18 protein-coding genes and 3 pseudogenes are annotated in these 21,712 nt (G+C 56.5%); 14 read left to right on the top strand and 7 right to left on the bottom strand.

What is annotated here, in order from left to right; translation table 11 throughout:
• Positions 1 to 3: 3 nt before the first annotated feature.
• Positions 4 to 831, top strand: coding sequence for a phage minor head protein (locus N8E89_RS01770; RefSeq protein ID WP_262260977.1), 828 nt, complete (start codon positions 4 to 6; stop codon positions 829 to 831).
• A gap of 4 nt (positions 832 to 835) precedes the next feature.
• On the opposite strand, the gene N8E89_RS01765 is transcribed toward N8E89_RS01770, so the two are convergent.
• On the bottom strand, positions 836 to 1,339 hold the full coding sequence (locus N8E89_RS01765) for a hypothetical protein (RefSeq protein WP_262260975.1): 504 nt from the start codon (positions 1,337 to 1,339) through the stop codon (positions 836 to 838).
• Positions 1,340 to 1,422: 83 nt separating this feature from the next.
• Here N8E89_RS01765 and ligA point away from each other — a divergent pair, with 83 nt between their 5' ends.
• Positions 1,423 to 3,567, top strand: coding sequence for an NAD-dependent DNA ligase LigA (ligA, locus tag N8E89_RS01760; protein WP_262260974.1), 2,145 nt, complete (start codon positions 1,423 to 1,425; stop codon positions 3,565 to 3,567).
• A complete protein-coding gene (locus N8E89_RS01755; RefSeq protein WP_262260973.1) occupies positions 3,564 to 4,268 on the top strand; it encodes a DUF2461 domain-containing protein in 705 nt (234 codons plus the stop codon). The genes ligA and N8E89_RS01755 overlap by 4 nt, the downstream gene beginning before the upstream one ends.
• Positions 4,269 to 4,274: 6 nt before the next feature.
• On the opposite strand, the gene N8E89_RS01750 is transcribed toward N8E89_RS01755, so the two are convergent.
• Entirely contained in the window at positions 4,275 to 4,619 is a 345-nt protein-coding gene (locus tag N8E89_RS01750; RefSeq protein WP_262260971.1) for a cupin domain-containing protein, read from the bottom strand.
• A 152-nt stretch (positions 4,620 to 4,771) separates the two neighbouring features.
• Between N8E89_RS01750 and N8E89_RS01745 the strand changes: the two genes are divergently transcribed.
• Positions 4,772 to 5,518 carry an AzlC family ABC transporter permease gene (locus N8E89_RS01745; protein WP_262260970.1) on the top strand — a complete coding sequence of 249 codons (747 nt, stop codon included), beginning with the start codon at positions 4,772 to 4,774 and terminating at the stop codon, positions 5,516 to 5,518.
• Positions 5,518 to 5,811 (top strand): branched-chain amino acid transport AzlD family protein, encoded by a 294-nt coding sequence (locus tag N8E89_RS01740; RefSeq protein WP_106662745.1) that lies wholly within the window; start codon positions 5,518 to 5,520, stop codon positions 5,809 to 5,811. The genes N8E89_RS01745 and N8E89_RS01740 overlap by 1 nt, the downstream gene beginning before the upstream one ends.
• Here the strand turns inward: N8E89_RS01740 and N8E89_RS01735 are convergent.
• The 3 genes and pseudogenes from N8E89_RS01735 to N8E89_RS01725 form a co-directional block, all read right to left on the bottom strand.
• Positions 5,812 to 7,663 (bottom strand): annotated as a pseudogene (locus N8E89_RS01735) (aminopeptidase P family protein).
• 391 nt (positions 7,664 to 8,054) lie between these two features.
• Positions 8,055 to 8,948: a 50S ribosomal protein L11 methyltransferase gene (locus N8E89_RS01730; RefSeq protein ID WP_106662747.1), complete on the bottom strand. Its 894-nt coding sequence runs from the start codon at positions 8,946 to 8,948 to the stop codon at positions 8,055 to 8,057.
• A 26-nt stretch (positions 8,949 to 8,974) separates the two neighbouring features.
• A complete protein-coding gene (locus N8E89_RS01725; protein ID WP_106662748.1) occupies positions 8,975 to 9,565 on the bottom strand; it encodes an SCO family protein in 591 nt (196 codons plus the stop codon).
• 393 nt (positions 9,566 to 9,958) lie between these two features.
• On the opposite strand from N8E89_RS01725, the gene N8E89_RS01720 reads away from it, so the two are divergent.
• From N8E89_RS01720 to N8E89_RS01695, 6 genes are all read left to right on the top strand, one after another.
• Positions 9,959 to 10,315 (top strand): hypothetical protein, encoded by a 357-nt coding sequence (locus N8E89_RS01720; RefSeq protein ID WP_262260969.1) that lies wholly within the window; start codon positions 9,959 to 9,961, stop codon positions 10,313 to 10,315.
• A 163-nt stretch (positions 10,316 to 10,478) separates the two neighbouring features.
• Positions 10,479 to 11,111 carry an LbetaH domain-containing protein gene (locus N8E89_RS01715; RefSeq protein ID WP_262260968.1) on the top strand — a complete coding sequence of 211 codons (633 nt, stop codon included), beginning with the start codon at positions 10,479 to 10,481 and terminating at the stop codon, positions 11,109 to 11,111.
• A gap of 83 nt (positions 11,112 to 11,194) precedes the next feature.
• On the top strand, positions 11,195 to 11,677 hold the full coding sequence (locus N8E89_RS01710) for a CreA family protein (RefSeq protein ID WP_106662752.1): 483 nt from the start codon (positions 11,195 to 11,197) through the stop codon (positions 11,675 to 11,677).
• Positions 11,678 to 11,785: 108 nt separating this feature from the next.
• Complete coding sequence (locus N8E89_RS01705; RefSeq protein WP_262260967.1) at positions 11,786 to 12,631, top strand: N-acetylmuramoyl-L-alanine amidase; 846 nt, start codon at positions 11,786 to 11,788, stop codon at positions 12,629 to 12,631.
• 92 nt (positions 12,632 to 12,723) lie between these two features.
• Positions 12,724 to 13,587 (top strand): three-Cys-motif partner protein TcmP, encoded by an 864-nt coding sequence (gene tcmP, locus N8E89_RS01700; RefSeq protein WP_262260966.1) that lies wholly within the window; start codon positions 12,724 to 12,726, stop codon positions 13,585 to 13,587.
• On the top strand, positions 13,587 to 14,348 hold the full coding sequence (locus tag N8E89_RS01695) for a DUF5131 family protein (protein ID WP_262260965.1): 762 nt from the start codon (positions 13,587 to 13,589) through the stop codon (positions 14,346 to 14,348). The genes tcmP and N8E89_RS01695 overlap by 1 nt, the downstream gene beginning before the upstream one ends.
• A 5-nt stretch (positions 14,349 to 14,353) precedes the next feature.
• On the opposite strand, the pseudogene N8E89_RS01690 reads toward N8E89_RS01695, so the two are convergent.
• Positions 14,354 to 16,796 (bottom strand): annotated as a pseudogene (locus N8E89_RS01690) (ATP-dependent helicase).
• A gap of 248 nt (positions 16,797 to 17,044) precedes the next feature.
• Here N8E89_RS01690 and N8E89_RS01685 point away from each other — a divergent pair.
• Positions 17,045 to 19,386, top strand: a pseudogene (locus N8E89_RS01685) (glucose/quinate/shikimate family membrane-bound PQQ-dependent dehydrogenase).
• Between the two features lie 240 nt (positions 19,387 to 19,626).
• A complete protein-coding gene (locus N8E89_RS01680) occupies positions 19,627 to 20,160 on the top strand; it encodes a glyoxalase superfamily protein (RefSeq protein ID WP_262260963.1) in 534 nt (177 codons plus the stop codon).
• Between the two features lie 24 nt (positions 20,161 to 20,184).
• Here the strand turns inward: N8E89_RS01680 and N8E89_RS01675 are convergent, their stop codons facing one another.
• Positions 20,185 to 20,655, bottom strand: a complete 471-nt coding sequence (locus N8E89_RS01675; protein ID WP_099998376.1) for an Lrp/AsnC family transcriptional regulator — start codon at positions 20,653 to 20,655, stop codon at positions 20,185 to 20,187.
• Positions 20,656 to 20,800: 145 nt separating this feature from the next.
• Here N8E89_RS01675 and N8E89_RS01670 point away from each other — a divergent pair, with 145 nt between their 5' ends.
• The gene (locus N8E89_RS01670) at positions 20,801 to 21,712 is read left to right on the top strand and encodes a DMT family transporter (RefSeq protein ID WP_262260961.1); all 912 of its coding nucleotides are present in this window, start codon (positions 20,801 to 20,803) and stop codon (positions 21,710 to 21,712) included.

Below are 21,712 nucleotides of genomic sequence, written 5' to 3'. Positions count from 1 at the left end.
ACGATGAACGTTCTCAATTCACTGGAATACCGCAAGGCCTTTGGTAACTATCTGCGCCGGGGAACTCCCATACACCCGTCGCTCAAGGCGGAAGATCTCGGTCATCCAACGACGCATTATATCTGGCGCACACGCGGCGACCCACAGGTCCGCCCTTCTCACATTGAAAATAACGGCAAGGTATTTGCCTGGGATAATCCGCCGGAAACCGGCCATCCGGGAGAAGACTATAATTGCCGCTGCACAGCCGAACCCTATGAACGAGGGGACAGCGAATATGCCTATCAGACTGTTATCTGCGACATCAAGGACAATCCTAAACAGTGGAATACGTGGAACTTTATCGATCATTTCAGAAATGGTGGTGGTAGGCCCGTTACACTGTCTGAGACAGGCAATTTGGCGGGCCCGATTTTCCAATATTTTTATCCCGCTTTGGTGATCGATCGCATTAACGCGCAGATCATCGACGCTGCCAGGAGGGTGAAATCTGGTCCGGTCTCCTACGATTTCGACGGATCGTATCAATTTATCAACTATGTTATTGCGTTCGGGGGCGGTGTCGTCGGCGGGCAATTTACAGGATCGGTCAAAACCGAAAACGGCATGATGTATATAGAAGGTGAAATCGTCTACCAATACTCGGACACATTTACGGATACTGCAGACTTGCGGGAAATCGCGACTGGTTCCTCTGCCTTGACACCGGATTCGTGGCAATGGACAGAATTCGGAGGAACAGCGTACTCGATTACAGCTACATGGACCACACGTTTCACAAGCGAAGCGAAAATCAATGCGGAAGATAGCATGTACCGATGGCCGGAATGAGTGTCTATTTCCCATAAACGACGCGATGCGTCAAAAGTATGTAGTCCCCAAACGCATAGAAAAAAAACATAAGCGATAGAACGAGCAATGCGGCAACAAGTGGAGAAGTTAAGAGGATAAACATATTGCTTATCAAGTTCTTCCTGCAAAATATCGGCCTTTTGGGATGAAGCCAGATGCGCCGGATAATTTCGAAGGCCGCAGCATATCCGACACTTGTTGTCCAGAAAAAATAAAAATACAGGTCGCGGACTTCCACCGCACGGTACTTTTGCGTGGTGCAATCGAAACGCATGGCTTCAAGTTCACCGGAGGGGATGCGGGCGAGGCATTCGGCATAGACTTCGGTTGCAACCCGTTCATCGAATGCGGCCACCAGTTTGCCAAGCAAGACGGCCAGGGCAACAGCGCCGACCAATCGCGCCATCGTGAGCCAGTCATTTTCCTGTGGTCTTGCGCTAAGTACCAAGGCTGGAGGTACAACAAAAAGCCAGAACCAAAAATTCATGAGGGCGCTTGAGCCACTTTCTCTTTCACAACGGGCTCGCTAACGTTACACACATGACGAAGCACAACAATTAGACGATAGTTATGGCAGACATTCCCGTAGAACACTTGAGCGAGGCGGAAGCCGCCGAGGAACTTGGCCGCCTCGCAGCCGAGATTGCCCAGCACGACTACCGCTACAATACCGAAGATGCACCGATCATCTCAGACGCGGCATATGACGCGCTGCGGCGGCGGAACCTCGCCATCGAGCAGCGTTTCCCGCATTTGAGGCGCGAGGATTCGCCCTCGAACAAGGTGGGCGCCAGCGTCTCGGAAAAGTTCGGCAAGGTCACTCACGTCGTGCCGATGCTCTCACTGGACAATGCATTCCACGATAGTGACGTCGAGGACTTCGTCGGCCGTATCCGCCGATTTCTCAAACTTGCTTCGGATGCGAAAATCAGAATCACGGCGGAACCCAAGATCGATGGCCTGTCGCTCTCACTGCGCTATGAACTGGGGCGGCTGGTAACGGCCGCGACGCGCGGCGATGGCACGACCGGCGAGAACGTCACGCTTAACGCCCGCACGGTGGCGAGCATCCCCAATGTGCTGGGTGACAATCCGCCCGATGTGCTCGAGGTACGCGGCGAGGTCTATATGAGCCATGCGGATTTTGCCGCGCTCAATGAGCGGCAGGCCAAAGACGGCAAACAAATATTCGCCAATCCGCGCAACGCGGCGGCGGGCTCGCTGCGCCAGCTCGATGCAACGATCACCGCCTCGCGGCCGCTGCAATTCTTCGCCTACGCCTGGGGTGAGGTCAGCGAGATGCCTGCCAAGACGCAGATGGGCATGGTCAAAGCATTCCGATCCTATGGCTTCCGCGTCAATCCGCTGATGCAGCGTTTCGAAACAGTGGAAGCTCTGGTGAAGCATTATCACCAGATTGAAGAACAGCGTGCCTTGCTCGGCTACGACATCGATGGTGTGGTCTATAAGGTCGATGATCTGGCACTGCAGCAGCGGCTCGGTTTTGTCTCGCGCAGTCCGCGCTGGGCGATTGCGCACAAGTTCCCGGCCGAACAGGCGATGACGATCCTCAGGGGCATCGATATTCAGGTTGGCCGCACCGGCGCGCTGACACCGGTGGCGCGGCTTGAGCCGGTCACGGTCGGGGGCGTCGTCGTCACCAACGTGACGCTGCACAATGAGGACTACATCAAGGGCATCGGCCAAAATGGCCAGCCGATCCGCGAGGGCCGGGACCTCCGCGTTGGCGATACGGTCGTGGTGCAGCGCGCCGGCGATGTCATTCCGCAGATCGTCGACATCGTTGCGGACAAGCCGCGCGGGCCGTCGGCCTATGTCTTCCCGGACACGTGCCCGGCCTGCGGTTCGCACGCGGTGCGCGAGGAAGGCGAGGCGGTGCGCCGCTGCACCGGCGGGCTGATCTGCCCGGCGCAGGCGGTGGAGCGCATCCGCCATTTTGTTTCGCGCAATGCCTTCGACATCGAGGGCCTTGGCGAGAAACAGGTCGAATTCTTCTTCAAGTCCGATGATCCGGCGCTGCATATAGGCACGCCCGCCGATATATTCACGTTGAAGAAACGCCAAGCCGACTCCCTCACCAAGCTTGAAAACATTGACGGTTTCGGTGCGACTTCGGTGAAGAAGCTTTATGACGCGATCGACGACCGGCGCGAAATCACGCTCAGCCGCTTCATTTATGCTCTCGGCATCCGCCACGTTGGCGAGGTCAATGCCAAGCGGCTGGCAAAGGCCTATCGCTCCTATGAAGCACTTGCCAATGCTGCCATGGCGGCGGTGCCGCCCAAGGACAGGGCCGACAAGGGCAATGATGCATGGCGCGAGCTGAACGAGGTTGAAGGCATCGGCAGCATTGTCGCCGAAGCATTGGTCGACTTCTATGCGGAAGAACACAATCGCGAGGCACTTGCAGCGCTTCTGGCCGAGGTGACGCCTCTCGATGAGGAAGTGAAAACGGTGGGTAACTCGCCGGTTGCCGGCAAGACCATTGTCTTCACCGGTTCGCTTGAACGCATGTCGCGCGACGAGGCCAAGGCCATGGCCGAGCGTTACGGCGCCAAGACGGCTGGTTCCGTTTCCAAGAAAACCGACCTTGTCGTGGCCGGTCCTGGCGCTGGATCAAAGCTGACGCAGGCGCAAAATCTTGGCATCGAAGTCATCGATGAGGATGCCTGGTTCACACTGGTGGGCGCATGAGCGAGATTGTCTTTAAAGGCTTTGGTGACAAGGCGCTGCCGTTTCTGAAGGCACTGGATTTCCATCAGAACCGCGAATGGTTTCTGGAAAACAAGGATTTGTTCGAAGCGCATCTTTATGAACCGCTCGGCGATCTGGTTGAGGATCTGCTGGTGCGTTTCGAGAAGGCAGGCCTGCCTTTCCGGGGCGACAGGAAGAAATCGCAATTCCGCATTAAACGCGATACGCGCTTTTCCAAGGATAAGAGCCCCTATAACCGGCATCTGTCCGCGCTGTTGTCGCCCGACGGCAATAAATGGGCGGAGAGCGGCTGCTTCTATGTCTGTATCGGCCTTGAGGATTATCGTGGGTGCTATGCCGCCATCGCCTGGTGGCAACCGAAGCCGGAACTTCTGCTGGCCATGCGCAAGGCTATCGTCGAGAAGCCGGAAAAGTACCGTGCAATGGTCAAGGCGCTTGCCAAGAACGGGCTCGAACTGAACGACACCAATCGCTTGAAGCGAACGCCGCGCGGGTTTGAAACTGTCACTGATCCAGATCTCATTGAAGCGCTGCGCAACCGGAACTTCGTCGTCCGCTTCCCGATTGACCCCTCCGGCATCACCTCGCCAGGGCTTGCCGACGATCTTCTCGACTTTGCCGTGCGGGCAAAGCCGTTAATTGACTGGGGCAGGGCGATTGAAGGGACGCTGGTCGTCTGAGCGCAGCTACTCGAGCCACTCCGTCACGAAAACATCGTTGGCGTGAATATCGATCGTCTCGAGCGTGCCGGGGCCCAGATTCTCGAATTTATGCGGTGTATCGGCGGGTGAGACGACGATCTGACCCTCATGGGCGTCGATGATTTCGCCACCGACCGTAAAGCGGGCATGGCCTTTACGGATGATGAATGTCTCGGTGTAGGGATGTTTGTGCAAGCGCGGACCGGCGCCGATGCATTCCTGGCAATTAAAGATGATCGATACATTGGTGCCATAGGGCTTGCCGGTGACTTCTCCCCGCCAAAGTTCCGGATGATGCGCCCAGACGTCGCGATCGATGACATGCGCCATGGTTTTTCTCCTTTGAACGCTCTCGAGCCGAACCTACCTACAGGGCAATGCGGTGACAAGAAGGGGCGGCAGTCCCTTATTGCAGCAACATTGATGGTATCGATCAACAAATCTCACGTGACAGCCTGACCATCCTGGCCTAGAGCAGACCCATGGACGAGCAAATATATCAACGGGACACCGCCACGGCCGAACCCACGAGTTCCCGGTCGCAATTCTGGGAGGGCTTCGCCAAGGGCTTGCCCATCATGATCGCCTCGGCCCCGTTCGGCCTGTTGTTTGGCGCACTTGCTGTCGATAACGGCTTTAGCGTGTCCGAAGCGGTGCTGATGAGCGCCGCGATCTACGGCGGTGCCAGCCAGATGGTTGGTATCGAGCTCTTCGGCCACAACATACCTGCTTGGCTGATCGTCTTTTCGATTTTCGCGGTCAATTTCCGCCACGTCCTCTATTCGGCCGCCGTGGGCCGGCGCATCGGCCATTTCAAGGCGCTGCAGAGCGCGCTCAGCTATTTCCTGTTGACCGACCCGCAATATGCGGAAACTGAGAAGCGAGCGGAATCCGGGAAACCGGTGACATTTGTCTGGTATCTCGGCGTGGCCACACCGATCTATGTGATGTGGGTATTCGAAGCGTGGATCGGCGGTCTGTTCGGCAACCTCATTTCCGATCCGCATGCACTCGGTATCGACATGCTGTTGCCGATCTATTTCCTCGGACTGGTCATGGGCTTTCGCAAGCGCGACAACTGGGCTCCGATTGTCATTGCCAGCGCCATAGCCTCGATCATTGCATACAAGACGGTCGGTTCGCCATGGCATGTCAGTATCGGTGCCTTGGCCGGTATTCTGGTGGCCGTGATCGTTGCCAAGCCGGAAAAAGCACAAGGGAAACGCTGATGTCTTCGATATTCTGGATCATTGTCGCCGGCGCAATCCTGACATTCCTGACGCGTATTGGCGGTCACCTGGTATTGTCACGCTTTGAGCGCATTCATCCGCGTGTCGAAGTGGCGTTGAATGCGGTGCCGGCTGCCGTCCTGACGACGCTGGTCGCGCCCGCGGCTGCTACTGCCGATTGGCGCGGTCTGGTGGCGCTGGCCTTTGCCGGGCTGATTTCACTGCGCTTCAATGCCCTGACAATGTTTCTTGCCGGCGCAGCAATGATTATCCTGCTGCGCCAGCTCTCCTGATCAACCTTTCAGTTCGTGGCCGAACGGCTCGGTCGCCGCGATAAGCCATTCGCGTGCCGGGCCGGTCGTGTGCGGGAGCAGAGCCTCGCGAACGCGCGCATGATAGGCATCAAGCCAGATCAGTTCTTCCCGCACCAGCAGGCTGGTGTCGATCAAACGCTTGTCGATGGGGCAGAGTGTGATCGTCTCAAAGCCCATCATCGGAATGTCTCCGCCTTCCGGCACTTCCGGTTCGGTGACGATCAGCAGGTTCTCCGTGCGGATACCATAGCCACCAGGACCGGGTTTGTAGTAGCCGGGCTCGTTGGAAAGGATCATGCCCGGCAGCAGTTCCTGCACGCCCCGCTTCGAGATGCTTTGCGGCCCTTCGTGCACCGAGAGAAAAGAGCCGACGCCGTGGCCAGTTCCATGCCCGTAATCATAACCCTGCTTCCACAGCGCAATGCGGGCGAGAGCGTCAATATCCATGCCACGCGTGCCCTTGGGGAAACGTGCGGTCGTGATGGCGATCATACCTTTCAGCACCAGTGTGAACTTGCGCTTCATATCGTCGGTCGGCTTACCCACCGGCAGCGTGCGGGTGATGTCGGTCGTGCCGTCGCGGTACTGGCCGCCGCTGTCGATCAGGTAGAGTTCGCCGTCTTCCAACGTACGGTTCGACGCGGTACTGACCCGGTAGTGCGCGAAGGCGCCATTTGGCCCCGCACCGGAGATGCTGTCGAAGGAAAGGTTTTCGAGCGGCATCTGGAAACCCTCTGCTACCGTACGGCGCGTTTCTTCCAGTTTCGTCGCGGCGATGATCTCGTCGATGGTCCCGGGCGCTTGTTCATCGATCCACGATAGGAAAGACACCATGGCGACGCCATCGCGCTCGTGTGATTTGCGCGCGCCTTGAAGCTCGGCGGCGTTTTTGACGGCGCGTGGCAAGCGGGCCGGATCAAGGCCGTCGGCGACCTTTCCGCCAGCCTGTTCAATGATCAGTCGAAGCTTCTCGGCTGCCAGCGCTGGATCGAGCATCACCGTCTTGCCTTCGGCGGCGAAAGCCGAGATGTCACTCTCCAGAGCTGAGGGCGGACGCAATGTCGACAGTTGCGTGAGATAAGCCTCCGATCTCGATCGGCAGTTTGCGCTTGTCTATAAAGAGTAGCGGCTCTCCCGATGCGGGAAGGAGCGCGAAAGCCAACGGCAGAGGTGTGTTGCTGACGTCATTGCCGCGAATATTGAACGCCCAGGCAATTGACGAAGGATCCGTCAGGATCGTCGCATCGGCTTTTGCCTTGGCAACTGTCTCGGCCAGTTCGTGCAACTTCTCGCTGGCAAGCTTGCCCGCATATTTTTCCGGCTGGATGGTGACGGCTTCGAGCGGCGGGGCTGGCTGATCGTCCCATATCATGTCAACCAGATTGTCTTTGACTGCAACGAGACTGCCACCGTTCTTTTCGAGTGCCTCCCGCAGGGCCTTGGTTTCGCTGATCGTGTGCAGCCAGGGATCAAAGCCGATGGTGAATTTCTTTTCGGCATTGCGCAGCCATACCGGTGGCGGAGTATCGACCAGACTTTCAATCGTGAAGATTTCTGGATCCGTCTGTTCGGCGGCCTGCAACGTATAGCGACCGTCAACGAACAGATAGGCTTTGCTTTTCAGGATCAAGGCAACGCCGGCCGAGCCGGTAAACCCGGTCAACCAGGCCAGACGGCGGGCGCGGGCGGGTACATATTCGCCCTGGTGCTCATCGGCGCGCGGGACGAGAAAACCGTCAAGGCCAAGGGTCTCGAGTTCGGCACGCAGCCTGGCGACGCGCGGCGCGGCGGTGGCTGGATTGCTTGCGACCTCAAACGACTGAAACATGATGATTGGAACCTCTGCTTTGTTAGAGGTCGAAACCTATCTCCCTGCCTTCACGCGTGCAATGGAGGAGTGGACTTAGCAACGGGATTCTGCCGTTAAAGCCTCAGTCAAGCACAGTTGCATTGCACAATTATATCCTCGCAGTGCACAATATACATGGCTGCCATGCGCACACGGCGCTGGTTCGGAGCCACCCAAATCAACTACCCTTTGCAATGGGAGGATCGGTTGCCACCATATGATCATGGAGATGAGAGATGGCATACAAGATCCGTGGATTTTTCAAGACAGCGCTCGAAAATCTGATCGCCTGTCGTACAGCCCAGATGCAAAGGTATGTGGTGCGGTCAATCGACGGGACACGCGAAAGAACAAGACACCGCAACTATTACGTCTAAGCCGCTTTGCGTGCCGCGTTGGCCTTGAGGTGCAAGGTCACCCAGCCCTCCCGGCGCAGTGTTTTTTGATGGAATAATCCCTGCACGCGGTAAGCGGCGAGGACTTTGTCGCGCTGTGTTTCCAGAATGCCTGAAAGGATGAGCGAACCGCCCCAGGCGAGGTGTCTGCGCATCTCGGGTGCCAGCTGCATGAGCGGCCGTGCCAGAATATTGGCAACGATCAGATCGAACGGCGCGGCGAAGCGCATTGCCGGATGGTGAAACCCTGTCGCGGTTTCAGTCCGCACCCGTGCGGCAACGCCGTTCTTCACGACGTTTTCCTGCGCCACCGCAACGGCGACCGGATCGATGTCCGTCGCCAGGACGGGGATGGGGGCGAGCTTGGCAATGCCGATGGCGAGCACTGCACTGCCGGTGCCGAGATCGAGCGCATTGCGCGGATGTTCTCGCCGGATGACCTCGCCGATCATGTCGAGGCAGCCGGATGTAGTTCCGTGATGACCGGTGCCGAAAGCTTGTCCTGCATCGATCTCGATGCCGAGGTCATTGACTCGCCGCTTGTCACGGTCATGCGAGCCGTGCACGAAGAACCGCCCGGCGCGCACAGGCGTCAGCCCTTCCAGCGAATGCGCGACCCAATCGATATCTGGTACCTCTTCGCGCTTGAGTTCCAGGCCAAAGGCATCGCTGCCGAGAACATCCCTGATACGAGGCTCGATCTCGTCCGGCTCGAATGTATAAACGGAAACCTCGAATATCTCGCGATCCTCATCGACTTCGCAGGTCGAGATCGGCAAGCCATCCTCCTCGAATGCGCGTTCAAGCATGGAGAAGACGCGGTCGGCTTCGATCTTGCCGGCAGTGAGGAAAAGTCGGGTCTGGGTGGTCATCAGGAAACAGGCTTTCGGATATTCGGTCAGCTCTTGGCAAGACGTTTCAATTTCTCGACAGCCGTATCAGGATTTTCGCCATAGGCAATGGTGCCGAAAAAACCGCCCTTGCTGTCCAGAAGAAAGATCGAGGCGGTATGGTCCATGCTGTAGTCATTGCCTTCCCCGGGAACCTTGCGCGCGTAAACACTGTAACCCTTCAGCATCGCCGCCATCTTGTCTGGCTCGCCGGTGACGCCAACGATCCGGGTGGATACATTGCTGACATAGGCCTTCAGCGTCTCAGCGTTATCGCGCTCAGGGTCCACTGTGACGAAATAGGCGTTAATGTCCTTTCCTTCCGGTCCGAGCTTCTTGAGCCAGCCGTCGAGCTCGAACAGGGTGGTCGGGCAAACGTCCGGGCAATGGGTAAAGCCGAAAAATATGGCTGAAGGCTTCTGACGGAAAGCAGCTTCCGTGATGGGCTCACCATTCATCGTTGTAAGCTGGAACGCCGTGCCGAACGGTCCTTGATTGCCGCTGGCCGACTGGCGCGAGGTCTGGAACGTGATCCATCCGGCCGCGGCAGCAAGAAGCGTGATCGCTACGATCAAAAGTGGCAACAGGCGTTTGTTCATGGATAATGACTCTGGAACTGCGACGCGATTACATGCACCACGCCAGTCCCGCATTGATGAGGGAAAGGAAAATGGAATCGCCCTGATTGAACCATGCGGCGAAAATCAGCCCGGATGCTGCTGCGGCGCCGAGTGCGAGCACTGCATAAAGCACAATTCTCGGTGCGCTGATGGAGGATGACGTTCTCATGGTGCGAATATAGGATTTCGGCGCCATTTATGCAAAGCAAAGATGGAGACCGATACTCCATACAACAACCCCTGTCCTGACCTGGAGATTTGGAGCTGGCTGCAGATCCGGCTCCCGCATATTTCCTGAAAGCACAAGCGCGGATAAACATTTTAAATCTGGCATGATATACTTGTTCCGACTTCAATCGGGGGGAAGCGGAAATGAGAAACATTACCTTGGCGGCTGTTATCGCCACGATTGCACTTGGCGGCTGTGTATTACCCAAAGTATCCGGAACGCCGTTGGTTGCGCCGGACACGATCTACGAGGCACCACCTGTTCGACTAACTGAAAAAGGTGCGTTCTTGCGGAAAGACAACAGGTCGGCCTATTGCCGTTCCGAGGCCGCCGGACTGTATGGGACGCGTTCGCAATACGTCAAAACCATGCCTCTGGTCGTTGGGACTGATGGCTCGATGACGATCGACGGAAGCGTTGATAAAGGCAGCGAGGGGACCAAGAAGTTCCAGTGCCGGTACAATTCCAAGGGCGCATTAATTGGTGCCAAAGCGCTGTAGATTGTGGTGCCCATCCGATGGCGTTTCTAATCGTCCGCGCCGGCAGGCGTGACGTGTCGCATGATCGATATCATTTTAATTGGACCTTGTTTTCATTAGGGCAAATTGCCATTCCATTAGTTTCTATGCAAAGGAATTGCCCAAACATCATTTGAGAAAATTCATGGCCGGCACAGACGATCCACGCTTCCAGAACGACCAGCCGCGCATTCATCCAAGCGCGCAGCTAAAGGGTGTAAAGCTCGGCAAATATACCGAGGTCGGCGAGCGAGTCGTTTTGCGTGATGTGACGGCTGGTGATTTTACCTACTTCGAGCGCCATAGCGAGGGCATCTATGCCGATATCGGGCGCTTCTGTTCGATTGCAGCGAATGTCCGCATCAATGCGCTCGAACATCCGATGGAACGGCTGACGACGCATAAAATCAGTTACCGGCCAAATGAATTCTTCCGCTATCAGGGAATTGACGGCGCATTCCGTGCCCGCCGTCAGGCCAAGCGAGTAGCCATCGGCCATGACGTGTGGATAGGCCACGGCGCGGTGATCATGCCCGCTGTTAAGATAGGCCACGGTGCGGTCATTGGCGCGAATGCTGTGGTCGCCAAGGACGTGGCGTCCTATACGATTGTTGCGGGCAACCCCGCGCGGCTGATCCGCCCTCGTTTTCAGGAAGAAATTGCCAACCGCTTGCTGCAGCTTGCGTGGTGGGATTGGCCCTCAGGGACAATCTTCGAAGCCATTCCCGATATACAATCGCTCAGCATTGAGGATTTTCTGGCCAAATGGGAACGTTAGTTGCCACTGCCATTCCGCTTGCAATCTTCCAGCCCAGTATCCAACTGTGTCTGGAACCTGTTCGCAACTTCAGGAGATTTTCGATGAGACGCACACTCGCTGCACTGGCCATTCTCGGCGCCGCAATCCTGCCTGCCCAGGCTGAAGAAGTCGGCAAGGTCGGCGTCGATTGGTTCGGCAATGACATTGTCATCGATGCGGTCAGTGATCCGAAAGTCCAGGGGGTTACCTGTCATCTTGCCTCATTTTCGCGGGGCATGATCGACCGGCTGCAGAAGGGGAACTGGTTCGAGGACCCTTCCAACGCCTCGATCTCCTGTCAGCAAACCGGCCCGATCACTATTGACGATATCAAGCTGGGCGAGGGGGGCGAGCGCGTGTTTTCCGAACGCACCAGTCTCATCTGGAAGAAACTCATTATCACGCGGATCTATGACAGCGCGAATAACTCGCTCATTTATCTGGCCCACGCCAGTCAGGTCCAGGATGGTTCCGCCAAGACATCGATCTCGACAATCCCGCTCTTCGCAGGGAACGTGACCTGGACAAAGGGCAAACCGGAATAATTTCGACGGACACGATGCCGCCGGTTTATCCGGCGGTATTTCATACTATTTGCCAATATCATTTCGATTTTTCATGATGCAGAATAATCAAGCTTTTTCAAAGGTTTGATGATGAATTTTCGCATAAAGAATCATAGGCTCGGCGCCGCTTCCACGTCCAATGTGAGTTTTGTCCGCTCGCCCAATACCGGCGGCGAGCTGAAACCCAAATTCCTGATCATTCACTACACGGCAAGCGGACCTGACGCCGATATTGCCAGATACTTCTCGCAGAAATCCACCCTTGTCTCGGCCCACCTTGTCATCCGCCGTGATGGGTCCATCACCCAGTGCGTCCCATTCAACCTGGTTGCCTGGCACGCAGGTAAGAGCCAGTGGATCGGCAAGGATGGCGCGTATTCGGGCCTGAACAGCAATGCCATCGGCATCGAGATCGAAAATTGGGGACCGCTCGCCAAGAGTTCGGCGGGCTGGGTGTCATGGACCGGCGCCCCGGTGGATGGTTTGAAGGTCATCGAAGCCCGCCATAAATTCGGCGTGCCCGATTGCGGATGGGAAGTGTTTGCGGCAGCTCAGATCGAGACCGCGATCGCCGCCGCACGGGCCATCTGCGGCGAATATCCGATCGAGGACATCATGGGCCACGACGATATTGCGCCTGGCCGAAAATCCGATCCCGGTCCTGCCTGGGACATGGCGGCGTTCAAGGCAAAGGTCAGGGGCGAGGCAGAAAATGGCGGCGCCGTCATGGTAGTTCGCTCCAGCAGCGGGCTGAATATCCGTGCAGGCGCTGGAGCTTCCTACCCCACGGTCAAGCCAGCAGCCTTGCCTGACGGGACGAGAGTGCTGGTGCACGAAGCCAGTGGAAAATGGCGTTATGTCTCGGTGTTGACGCGGGCGGGCCAGCCGGATTTTTCCGGCTGGGTGCATGGCGATTGGTTGTTCGAGGGGTAGGCAGAACGATAGTATAATTAATTCGAAATGAATTCATAATATCATTCTGGTGAATTTCTTGAATTTTGATCTTCATTTGGAGTTAGAATATTATGGCTCAGAAATCATTTGGTGGGGCAGGTACAGTAAGAAAGCTTCAGACCGTAGCCGATTATGCGAGTTTTTATACAAAAGTTTTGTCCGGTCGATTTAATCTACACTATCTTGATGCTTTTGCTGGTACGGGAGAAATACCGTATAGTTCTGAATTGCCACTGATTCCTGAGACTGAGGATCTCGACAAAGTAATTCGAGGATCAGCTCGGAGAGCGCTACAGATCGATAAGCCGTTTGATCGTTACGTCTTCGCTGATCTTAAGCACAAAAACACTGTTTCGTTGCTTGAGCTGCCTAACGAATTTCCTTTGCTTCGGGATCGTATCATTGTGCAACAGGGAGATGCTAACGACATAACCTTAGAATTTTGCCGCTCTTTGAAACACAACGACAGAGCCTTGGTTTTTCTCGATCCTTTCGGTAATCAGGTTAATTGGATGACGTTGGAGGCCATTGCAGCCACCAAGAAGGTTGATCTTTGGTATCTATTTCCCGCGGGCCTAGGGGTGGCCCGTCAAATCACAAATTCTGGTGAAGTGCTTGCGTTTTCCGAGGCCTCTCTCGATCGGTTATTTGGTGGCGGTGAGTGGCGTGAAGAATGCATTACGCTTGAAACAAAGCCCGACCTTTTTACAGGTGACTTGCAGGTGGCCCAGAAGATCGCAACGGCTGAAGGAATAACTCGCTACATGATACAGAAAATGGGGGATATTTTTGGAGGAGGGGTATCTCAGAGTTGGTTGCCCCTTGGAAAAAATGGAGTCCACAAATTCTCATTACTATTCGCGTGTTCCAACCCAGGCGACAATGCTAAGAAACTAGCGCAACGAGTGGCCCAAGAAATTATGACGAGGAAATAATGGCCGGCTTATCAGACATCGAATGGACCGATGCAACTTGGAACCCAGTTTCAGGCTGCACAATCATTTCGCCTGGCTGCACAAATTGTTACGCAATGCGAATGGCAGCTCGGCTAGAATCCATGGGTCACGGGCACTATCGGGGTACGACGCGAAAAAGCGGAAAACGCTCCATCTGGACAGGCAAAGTCATATTAAATGAACGTATGCTTGCCGCCCCACGATCATGGAGCAAGCCGCGCATGATTTTCGTTAACTCCATGTCGGATCTCTTTCAAGAGGGAGTCCCTGCCGATTTCATCGTACGTGTGTGGGATGTGATGGCCGAGGCACACTGGCATATCTTCCAAATACTTACCAAACGACCTGACAATATGGCGCGTATTCTTCAAGAGCGGCAGTTGCCCATTCTTGAAAATGTCTGGTTAGGCACGTCCGTAGAGAATGGAAAGTACCTTAATCGGATCGATAGGTTGCGCGAAGCACCGGCAGCCGTTCGTTTCATTTCCTTTGAGCCCCTAATAGGAAGTGTTAAGGGCGCAGATTTGTCAGAAATAGATTGGGCAATTGTTGGCGGAGAGTCAGGACCAGGGGCTAGGCCAATGGATATTGGTTGGGTCGACGAGATTAAATTATCTTGTGACAACTCCGACACCGCATTTTTCTTTAAACAGTGGGGCGGCGTTAACAAGAAAAAAGCAGGGCGAATTTATCAGGGGCAAACTTGGGACGAGATGCCGGTAATGCTGCGAGCAGTATAATTCGCTCAAATCCCCTTGACGAAACTGTCCAGCACCCGCTTTTGCCCGGCCTTGTCGAAATCGATCGTCAGTTTGTTGCCTTCGATTGACGAGACGTTGCCATTGCCGAACTTGATGTGGAACACGCGATCGCCGACATCGAAATTCGAAGGCGTCTCGCTGACGGATTTCGCCACCAGTTCGCCATCGATGGTGCGGCCCTTGACAGAGCCGCGACCGGCGCCATGGCCGGAATCCGTCTCGCCATAGCCGATGCGCTCGACCCGCGCGCCGGAACGTGAGCCCCAATTGTTGCGTGTCGCGTCGGAGCGGTTCGCTTGCGCCCTTTGCCAGCCCGGCGTTGAATAGGTGTTCTCGAACGGATCGGCACGATCGAAACGCGATTGGCCGTAGCCACCCCCGCCACCATAACCGCCGTAGGAATTGCCGGTCGCTACCACTTCCACATGCGCTTCCGGCAATTCTTCCAGGAAGCGGGAAGGAATCGTCGATTGCCATAAGCCATGGATACGCCGGTTGGAAACGAACCAGATGTGCAGGTTTTTCTTGGCGCGCGTCAGGCCGACATAAGCGAGGCGGCGTTCTTCTTCGAGGCCGGAACGGCCGCCTTCGTCGAGCGCACGCTGGTGCGGGAAGAGCCCTTCCTCCCAGCCGGGCAGGAACACCGTCTCGAATTCGAGGCCCTTTGCCGAGTGCAGCGTCATGATGTTGACGGCATCGAGATTTTCGTTCTGCTCGGCGTCCATAACCAGCGCGACATGTTCGAGGAAAGAGCGCAATGACTCATATTCCTCCATGGAACGGATCAACTCTTTCAGGTTTTCCAGCCGGCCCGGCGCTTCGGCTGAGCGATCCGCCTGCCACATCGCCGTATATCCGGATTCGTCGAGGATTTTCTCGGCGAGCTCCGTATGCGGTGTGGAATCGATCGATGATTGCCAGCGTTTGACGTTCTCCACCACCTCGCGCATGGCCGAGCGTGGCTTGGGCTTCAACTCTTCCGTCTCGATGAGGTCTATTGCCGCGTCGAGCATGCTGATATCGCGTGCCCGCGCATAATCATGCACCTGGCGGATCGCTGCCTCGCCGAGGCCGCGCTTCGGCGTGTTGATGATCCGTTCCAGCGCCAGATCGTCCGAGCCTTGCGCGACAACGCGGAAATAGGCGAGCGCATCGCGGATTTCGAGGCGCTCATAGAACCGCGGACCACCAAATACCCGATAGTTCAGGCCGAGCATTGCAAAGCGGTCTTCGAATTCACGCATCTGGAACGAGGCGCGCACCATTATCGCCATATCATTGAGATTATGGCCCTTGCGCTGTGCCTGCTCGATTTCCTCGCCGACGGCGCGCGCTTCCTCTTCGGAATCCCAGGCGGCGTGCACATTGACCTTGGCGTCTTCCGGGGTCGCGGCATCGGTGAACAGCGTTTTGCCGAGGCGGCCTTCATTGTGCGAGATGAGGAAGGAGGCGGTGCCGAGAATATGCGCTGTCGAGCGATAATTGCGCTTCGAGGCAGATCACGACCGCGCCGGGAAAATCCTTCTCGAAGCGCAGGATGTTGTCCACTTCCGCGCCGCGCCAGCCATAGATCGACTGGTCGTCATCACCAACGCAGCAAACATTCTTCGAGCCCTGCGCGATCAGGCGCAGCCACATGTATTGGGCGGTATTGGTGTCCTGATACTCGTCAACCAGGATATAGCGGAACTTGGCGTGATACTCCTTCAGCACATCCGGATAGGCGCGGAACATGCGGATTGGATGGCAGAGAAGATCACCAAAATCGCAGGCATTGAGCGTCTTCAGCCGGTTCTGGTAGGCGGTGTAGAGCTCGCGCCCCTTGCCATTGGCGAAGGAACGCGCATCGCCCTCAGCGATCTCCGACGGGCCGAGTCCCTTGTTTTTCCAGCCGTCTATCATCAGCGCGAACTGCTTCGCCGGCCAGCGCTTGTCGTCCAAACCTTCGGCCTGGATGATCTGCTTGATCAGGCGGATGACGTCATCCGTATCGAGGATGGTGAAATCGGACTTGAGACCGACCAGTTCCGCATGACGGCGCAAGAGCTTGACGCCGATGGAGTGGAACGTCCCGAGCCAGGGCATGCCTTCCACGGCGCCGCCAACCAGAACGCCAATGCGCTCCTTCATTTCGCGGGCCGCTTTATTGGTGAAGGTCACAGCCAGGATCTGGCTCGGATAGGCCCTGCCGAGCGACAGGATATGGGCGATGCGGGAGGTCAGGACGCGGGTCTTGCCAGTACCGGCACCTGCAAGAACCAGAACCGGGCCTTCCGTCGTTTCAACTGCAAGGCGTTGCTCGGGATTGAGGCCATTAAGATAGGGCGGTGCACCACGCGATTGCATGGCACGCGCGGCGATACCCGAAGGCTGCCGAGGCAGATCAGGTTCGTCGAAAAATGGAATATCGTCAGGCAATCCGGACATTTGACCCCAATGTAGTGATTCGGCACCGAAAAACCAGATAAATGCGATACAAAAAGAGAACGGCCAATCTTGGGCGGGCGCCTTTCCCCCGAAACCTGGAGTTGAAATATTCAAGCGCCGATATTGCGTCGTCCTGTTTTAAGGCTTACCCATTTTGATCAGAGAAGATTGTGGCAACCGCCGGCGCGTTCGCAGCCGCATGCCAGCGCATTCGATCCTGATTGAGCTTGGAAAAGGACTCCTACCCCATGGCAATCACTCTGACGGCTCTCATATTTTTCCTTGTCGGTGCGGCGCTTGGTGTTGGTGGTGTCTGGTTGGCCGTACTTGGCGGCAGTTGGTACTACATCTTCGCCGCACTCGCTTTCCTGATTACCGCCGCTCTTCTCTTTCGGAAGCGGCCTTCTTCCTTGCTCGTCTATGCGCTCCTGGTAATTGGCACGCTTGGCTGGGCAATCTGGGAAATTGGCTTCGACTGGTGGCAGCTCGCGCCACGTGGCGGCGTCATCATGCTGCTCGGGCTCTGGCTGCTCACACCATGGATACGAGGTAGGCTTAACGACGAAGAAGTGCTCTCGCGTTCAGCGTGGGGCCCGGCAATTCCGCTGGCGATCACGGTTCTCGCGGCCCTCGGCATTGCCGGCTATTCGATGACGCAGGATCCGCAGCAGATCGCCGGAGAACTCAGCAAGGAAGTTATTATCCCGACGCCCGATCTTGGCGGTAACATGCCGGAAGGCGACTGGCATCAGTATGGCCGGACGCCCTATGGCCAGCGCTATTCGCCGCTGAAACAGATCACGCCGGAAAATGTGGGAACGCTGCAGCTTGCCTGGCAGTACCAGACCGGCGACGTGAAGCTGCCAGAAGATATCGGGGAAACCACTTATCAGGTGACCCCGCTGAAGGTGGGTGACACGCTCTATCTTTGCACGCCGCACAATTGGGCGATCGCGCTTCGATGCGGCAACCGGCAAGGAAAAGTGGAAGTACGATCCGAATGTCGGCCTCAATCCGGATCGCCAGCATCAGACCTGCCGCGGCGTCTCCTACTACGCCGACCCAACATTGACTGCAGGGCAACCATGCGCGGAGCGGGTCTACCTGCCGACTTCTGACGCGCGCCTGATCGCGCTCGACGCAGCCAACGGTCAGATTTGTCCATCCTTTGCCGACAAGGGCACGCTTCATCTCGAAAAAGGCATGCCCTATAACCCGGCGGGCTATTATTATTCGACATCGCCGCCCGTTATTGCCGCGGGCAAGATCATTGTCGGCGGCGCGGTCAATGACAACTACTCAATCCATGAACAGTCGGGTGTCATCCGCGCCTTCGATATCAACACCGGTGCGCTGGTGTGGAACTGGGATTCGGGCAACCCCGATGTAACGACGCCGCTGCCGGAAGGGCAGACTTACACGCATAATTCACCCAACAGCTGGTCTGTCTCCAGTGCCGACGAAAAGCTTGGCCTGCTCTACGTGCCGCTTGGCAACCAGACACCGGACCAGCTCGGGGCAGGGCGCAGCGCCAATGTCGAAAAATTCTCGTCGTCGATCGTCGCGCTTGATCTGAACTCCGGCCAGGTGCGCTGGGTTCGCCAGACCGTCCATCACGACCTTTGGGACATGGATGTGCCTGCACAACCGACCCTTGTGGATATCAACACTGCCACCGGCGCGGTTCCAGCACTCGTCGGACCAACCAAGCAAGGCGATATCTATGTCCTCAACCGGCTTACCGGCGAGCCGATCCTTCCAATCGAGGAAGTGCCGGCGCCGGCGGGCGCTATCGAAGGTGATTTCACCTCACCGACCCAGCCGGTTTCGGGTCTGACCTTCATGCCAAAGCCGTTGACCGGCAAGGACATGTGGGGCGTTTCTATGTTCGATCAGCTGGCTTGCCGCATCGAGTTCCTCAAGTTGCGTTATGAGGGACGCTACACGCCGCCGTCCCTCCAGGGATCGTTGATCTTTCCGGGTAATTTTGGCGTATTCAATTGGGGCAGCTGTCGCAGTGGACCCGGCGCGTCAGATCATGTTCGGTATGCCGACCTATCTGGCGTTCACGTCAAGGCTTGTTCCTCGAGCTGACGTTCCCCCGCCTGGCGCTGGCACAAAGGGCAGCGAACAGGGCCTCAATCGCAATGAGGGGGCACCCTATGCAGTCATCTTGGCACCGTTCGTATCGCCGCTTGGCCTGCCCTGCCAGGCGCCGCCATGGGGCTATGTGGCGGGCGCTGACCTGCGCACCGGCAAGATTACATGGATGCATCGAAACGGCACCGTCCGCGATTCCTCGCCCTTGCCCTTACCATTCAAAGTTGGCGTTCCCGGCATTGGCGGTCCGATCATCACCGCCGGTGGTGTGGCATTTCTGGGTGCTGCGGTAGACGATTATCTTCGCGCGTATGACGTGACCAGCGGTAAGCAGCTGTGGGAAACACGGCTCCCTGCTGGCGGTCAATCGACGCCGATGTCTTTCGCCTTGGCTGATGGCAAGCAATATGTGGTCATCGTCGCCGGTGGTCACGGGTCAGTCGGGACGAAACCCGGCGACTACGTCATCGCCTATACCTTGCCGAAATAGGAATGGAAGAAAATCATTTTCCCGGTCTCGCCCCCCGGGAGGTTTTCTTGAGTGCTTTTCTCCAGTTGACGATCGCTTGAACTGCGAATATCCATGGCAGCGGCAGATACAGCCGGCCGCTCGCGGGCCTTTGGCCGAGGTGAATGTATCGATTGAAGCTTCGTTTCATCCTTTGAATGATGAACGGGTCGGCAATGCGGGCACTGACCTTCCTCGTTCATCAGACGCGAAGGATTGACCATGCGCACATTCAATGACGCCAAGGCGATTGCCAAATCGCTGCGCCAGGCGCTCAAGCAAAAGAACATCGAAATCTCCCACAGCGAGGGTCTGGAACTCGTTGCTGCCGGTTTCGGTTTCGACGATTGGAACGTGCTTTCAGCGAAAATCGAAACCGTAGAGCATGCAAGGCAAGGAGCAGTTTCATTTGGACCGGCCAACCCGATCCTGCGAATTTTCGACGTTGCGAAGGCGAAGGAATTCTATCTCGATTATCTCGGTTTCACGCTCGACTGGGAACATCGTTTCGGCGATAATTTCCCGCTTTATTGCCAGGTATCCCGCTCTGGCCTGACGCTGCATCTCAGCGAGCATTCCGGCGATGCCAGCCCGGGCGCTCGGGTTTTCGTGCATATCCAGGGCATCGACGCGCTACACAAAGAACTCCACGCCAAAGACTATCGCTTCATGAAACCGGGGATCGAGGTGCAGCCTTGGGGTCGAGAGGTGATGGTCATTGATCCGTTCAGCAATCGCATCTCATTCTGCGAGTAATGATGGAGCGCCGGGTCAATCCGCTTAACGTTGCGGCAATTTCAGCGGAGCCCCCGTTTTCACGGCCCGGATAGCAAAATTGGAGCGTATATCCGCGACTCCGGGTAGCATGAGAAGCTTTTCTGTCAGAAACCGCTCATAGGCGCTGAGATCCTCGACGACCACCTCCGCAAGGAAATCCGCTGTCCCCGAGATCATGAAACAAGCCGTTATTTCCGGAAGGGCAAGCAGCGCCGTGTGCTGCGCCTCGGCATTCTCGCGGCTGTGCTGTCCAACTTTGATTTCCACGAACACGGTCAGACCGAGGCCAACCTCCTTGCGGTCGATATCCACCCTATAGCCACGAATGACTCCGGATTTTTCCAGATTTCGGATACGGCGCAGACAGGGTGAGGGAGACAGGTTGACCCGCTCGGCAATCTCCACATTGGTTGCCCTTGCATCCTCTTGGAGCGCTTCGAGGATGCCGATATCGAACTTATCGAGATTTGGCATAAATCACCTATTTAAAGATATAATCTTCTCGGAAATTGCTGAAAAGATATCTGGAGTGGCATTAACTTGCAAGGACATGCTCATGCCATCGGAGATATGATTGTCTCAACCGAAATCATTCGGGCAGATTTGAGAGGAAACTCCGATGGTTGCTCTTGCTCAGGACTACAAGAAGTCAAATTCGCTCGGTGCAGGATATGCCGGCGCGCTGGTTACCGTCTTCATCTGGGCCACATGGATCATAGCCACCCGTCACAGCAGCGGCACGCATCTCGGCACAATCGATCTCGGGCTTATTCGCTATGGCGTTCCAGCGCTGGTGCTGGCTCCGGTCTGGCTCAGGACCGGCCTGTTCCCACGGGATGTTCCGCTCGCCTTGCTGGCAATCATGGTCTGTGGTGCCGGTGCGGTGTTTTTCCAGTTCACGACCTTCGCCATTCATTCGACGCCCGCCTCGGCCGTCGGCGTACTCCTCGGTGGCTCCATGCCGCTTGCCGCCACGCTGATCGGTGTCTCGGTATTTGGCGAGCGCCCCGATCTTGCCCGCTGCCTTGGTCTTGCAGCGATCGTCGCGGGTCTTGCCATTCTGCTGGTGCTGGCGCTGGGCAATCATGCGATCTCCTGGATCAGCTTCGTCTTCCTGCCGTTCGGTGCACTGCTTTGGGCTGGCTATACCCATGCCTTCAAGCGTTCCGGTCTGACTGCACTGCAGGGCGGCGCGCTCATTGCCATCTGGTCATTCCTCATCCATGTTGGCCTTGCACTCACCTTTGGTACGACGATCTTCGAGGTTTCGCTGCCCGAGATCGGCTTGCAATTCCTCAGCCAGGGCATTCTTTCCGGATTGGCTGCCATGTTGGCCTATGGCATCGCCGTCCGTTCACTTGGTGGCAGCCAGGCCGCAGCATTCAGTGCGCTTACTCCGGTACTTGCTGCCTTTGGCGGCGCCTTCTTCCTTGACGAGCCGGTCGGCGTCTGGGAAATTGCAGCAGCAGTGATCACCGGACTTGGCGTTGCCCTTTCCACCGGTATCCTTTCCCATCGCCTCAAAGGGTGA

Source organism: Phyllobacterium sp. A18/5-2, from assembly GCF_025452215.1.
Lineage (GTDB): Bacteria > Pseudomonadota > Alphaproteobacteria > Rhizobiales > Rhizobiaceae > Phyllobacterium > Phyllobacterium sophorae.
This window is presented reverse-complemented; position numbering and strand designations above follow the sequence as displayed.

Bases quoted from the DNA above. Each gene is read 5' to 3' on its own strand.
- N8E89_RS01770 (WP_262260977.1), top strand. From the start codon at position 4: ATGAACGTTCTCAATTCACTGGAATACCGCAAGGCCTTTGGTAACTAT.
- N8E89_RS01765 (WP_262260975.1), bottom strand. From the start codon at position 1,339: ATGAATTTTTGGTTCTGGCTTTTTGTTGTACCTCCAGCCTTGGTACTT.
- ligA (WP_262260974.1), top strand. From the start codon at position 1,423: ATGGCAGACATTCCCGTAGAACACTTGAGCGAGGCGGAAGCCGCCGAG.
- N8E89_RS01755 (WP_262260973.1), top strand. From the start codon at position 3,564: ATGAGCGAGATTGTCTTTAAAGGCTTTGGTGACAAGGCGCTGCCGTTT.
- N8E89_RS01750 (WP_262260971.1), bottom strand. From the start codon at position 4,619: ATGGCGCATGTCATCGATCGCGACGTCTGGGCGCATCATCCGGAACTT.
- N8E89_RS01745 (WP_262260970.1), top strand. From the start codon at position 4,772: ATGGACGAGCAAATATATCAACGGGACACCGCCACGGCCGAACCCACG.
- N8E89_RS01740 (WP_106662745.1), top strand. From the start codon at position 5,518: ATGTCTTCGATATTCTGGATCATTGTCGCCGGCGCAATCCTGACATTC.
- N8E89_RS01730 (WP_106662747.1), bottom strand. From the start codon at position 8,948: ATGACCACCCAGACCCGACTTTTCCTCACTGCCGGCAAGATCGAAGCC.
- N8E89_RS01725 (WP_106662748.1), bottom strand. From the start codon at position 9,565: ATGAACAAACGCCTGTTGCCACTTTTGATCGTAGCGATCACGCTTCTT.
- N8E89_RS01720 (WP_262260969.1), top strand. From the start codon at position 9,959: ATGAGAAACATTACCTTGGCGGCTGTTATCGCCACGATTGCACTTGGC.
- N8E89_RS01715 (WP_262260968.1), top strand. From the start codon at position 10,479: ATGGCCGGCACAGACGATCCACGCTTCCAGAACGACCAGCCGCGCATT.
- N8E89_RS01710 (WP_106662752.1), top strand. From the start codon at position 11,195: ATGAGACGCACACTCGCTGCACTGGCCATTCTCGGCGCCGCAATCCTG.
- N8E89_RS01705 (WP_262260967.1), top strand. From the start codon at position 11,786: ATGATGAATTTTCGCATAAAGAATCATAGGCTCGGCGCCGCTTCCACG.
- tcmP (WP_262260966.1), top strand. From the start codon at position 12,724: ATGGCTCAGAAATCATTTGGTGGGGCAGGTACAGTAAGAAAGCTTCAG.
- N8E89_RS01695 (WP_262260965.1), top strand. From the start codon at position 13,587: ATGGCCGGCTTATCAGACATCGAATGGACCGATGCAACTTGGAACCCA.
- N8E89_RS01680 (WP_262260963.1), top strand. From the start codon at position 19,627: ATGCGCACATTCAATGACGCCAAGGCGATTGCCAAATCGCTGCGCCAG.
- N8E89_RS01675 (WP_099998376.1), bottom strand. From the start codon at position 20,655: ATGCCAAATCTCGATAAGTTCGATATCGGCATCCTCGAAGCGCTCCAA.
- N8E89_RS01670 (WP_262260961.1), top strand. From the start codon at position 20,801: ATGGTTGCTCTTGCTCAGGACTACAAGAAGTCAAATTCGCTCGGTGCA.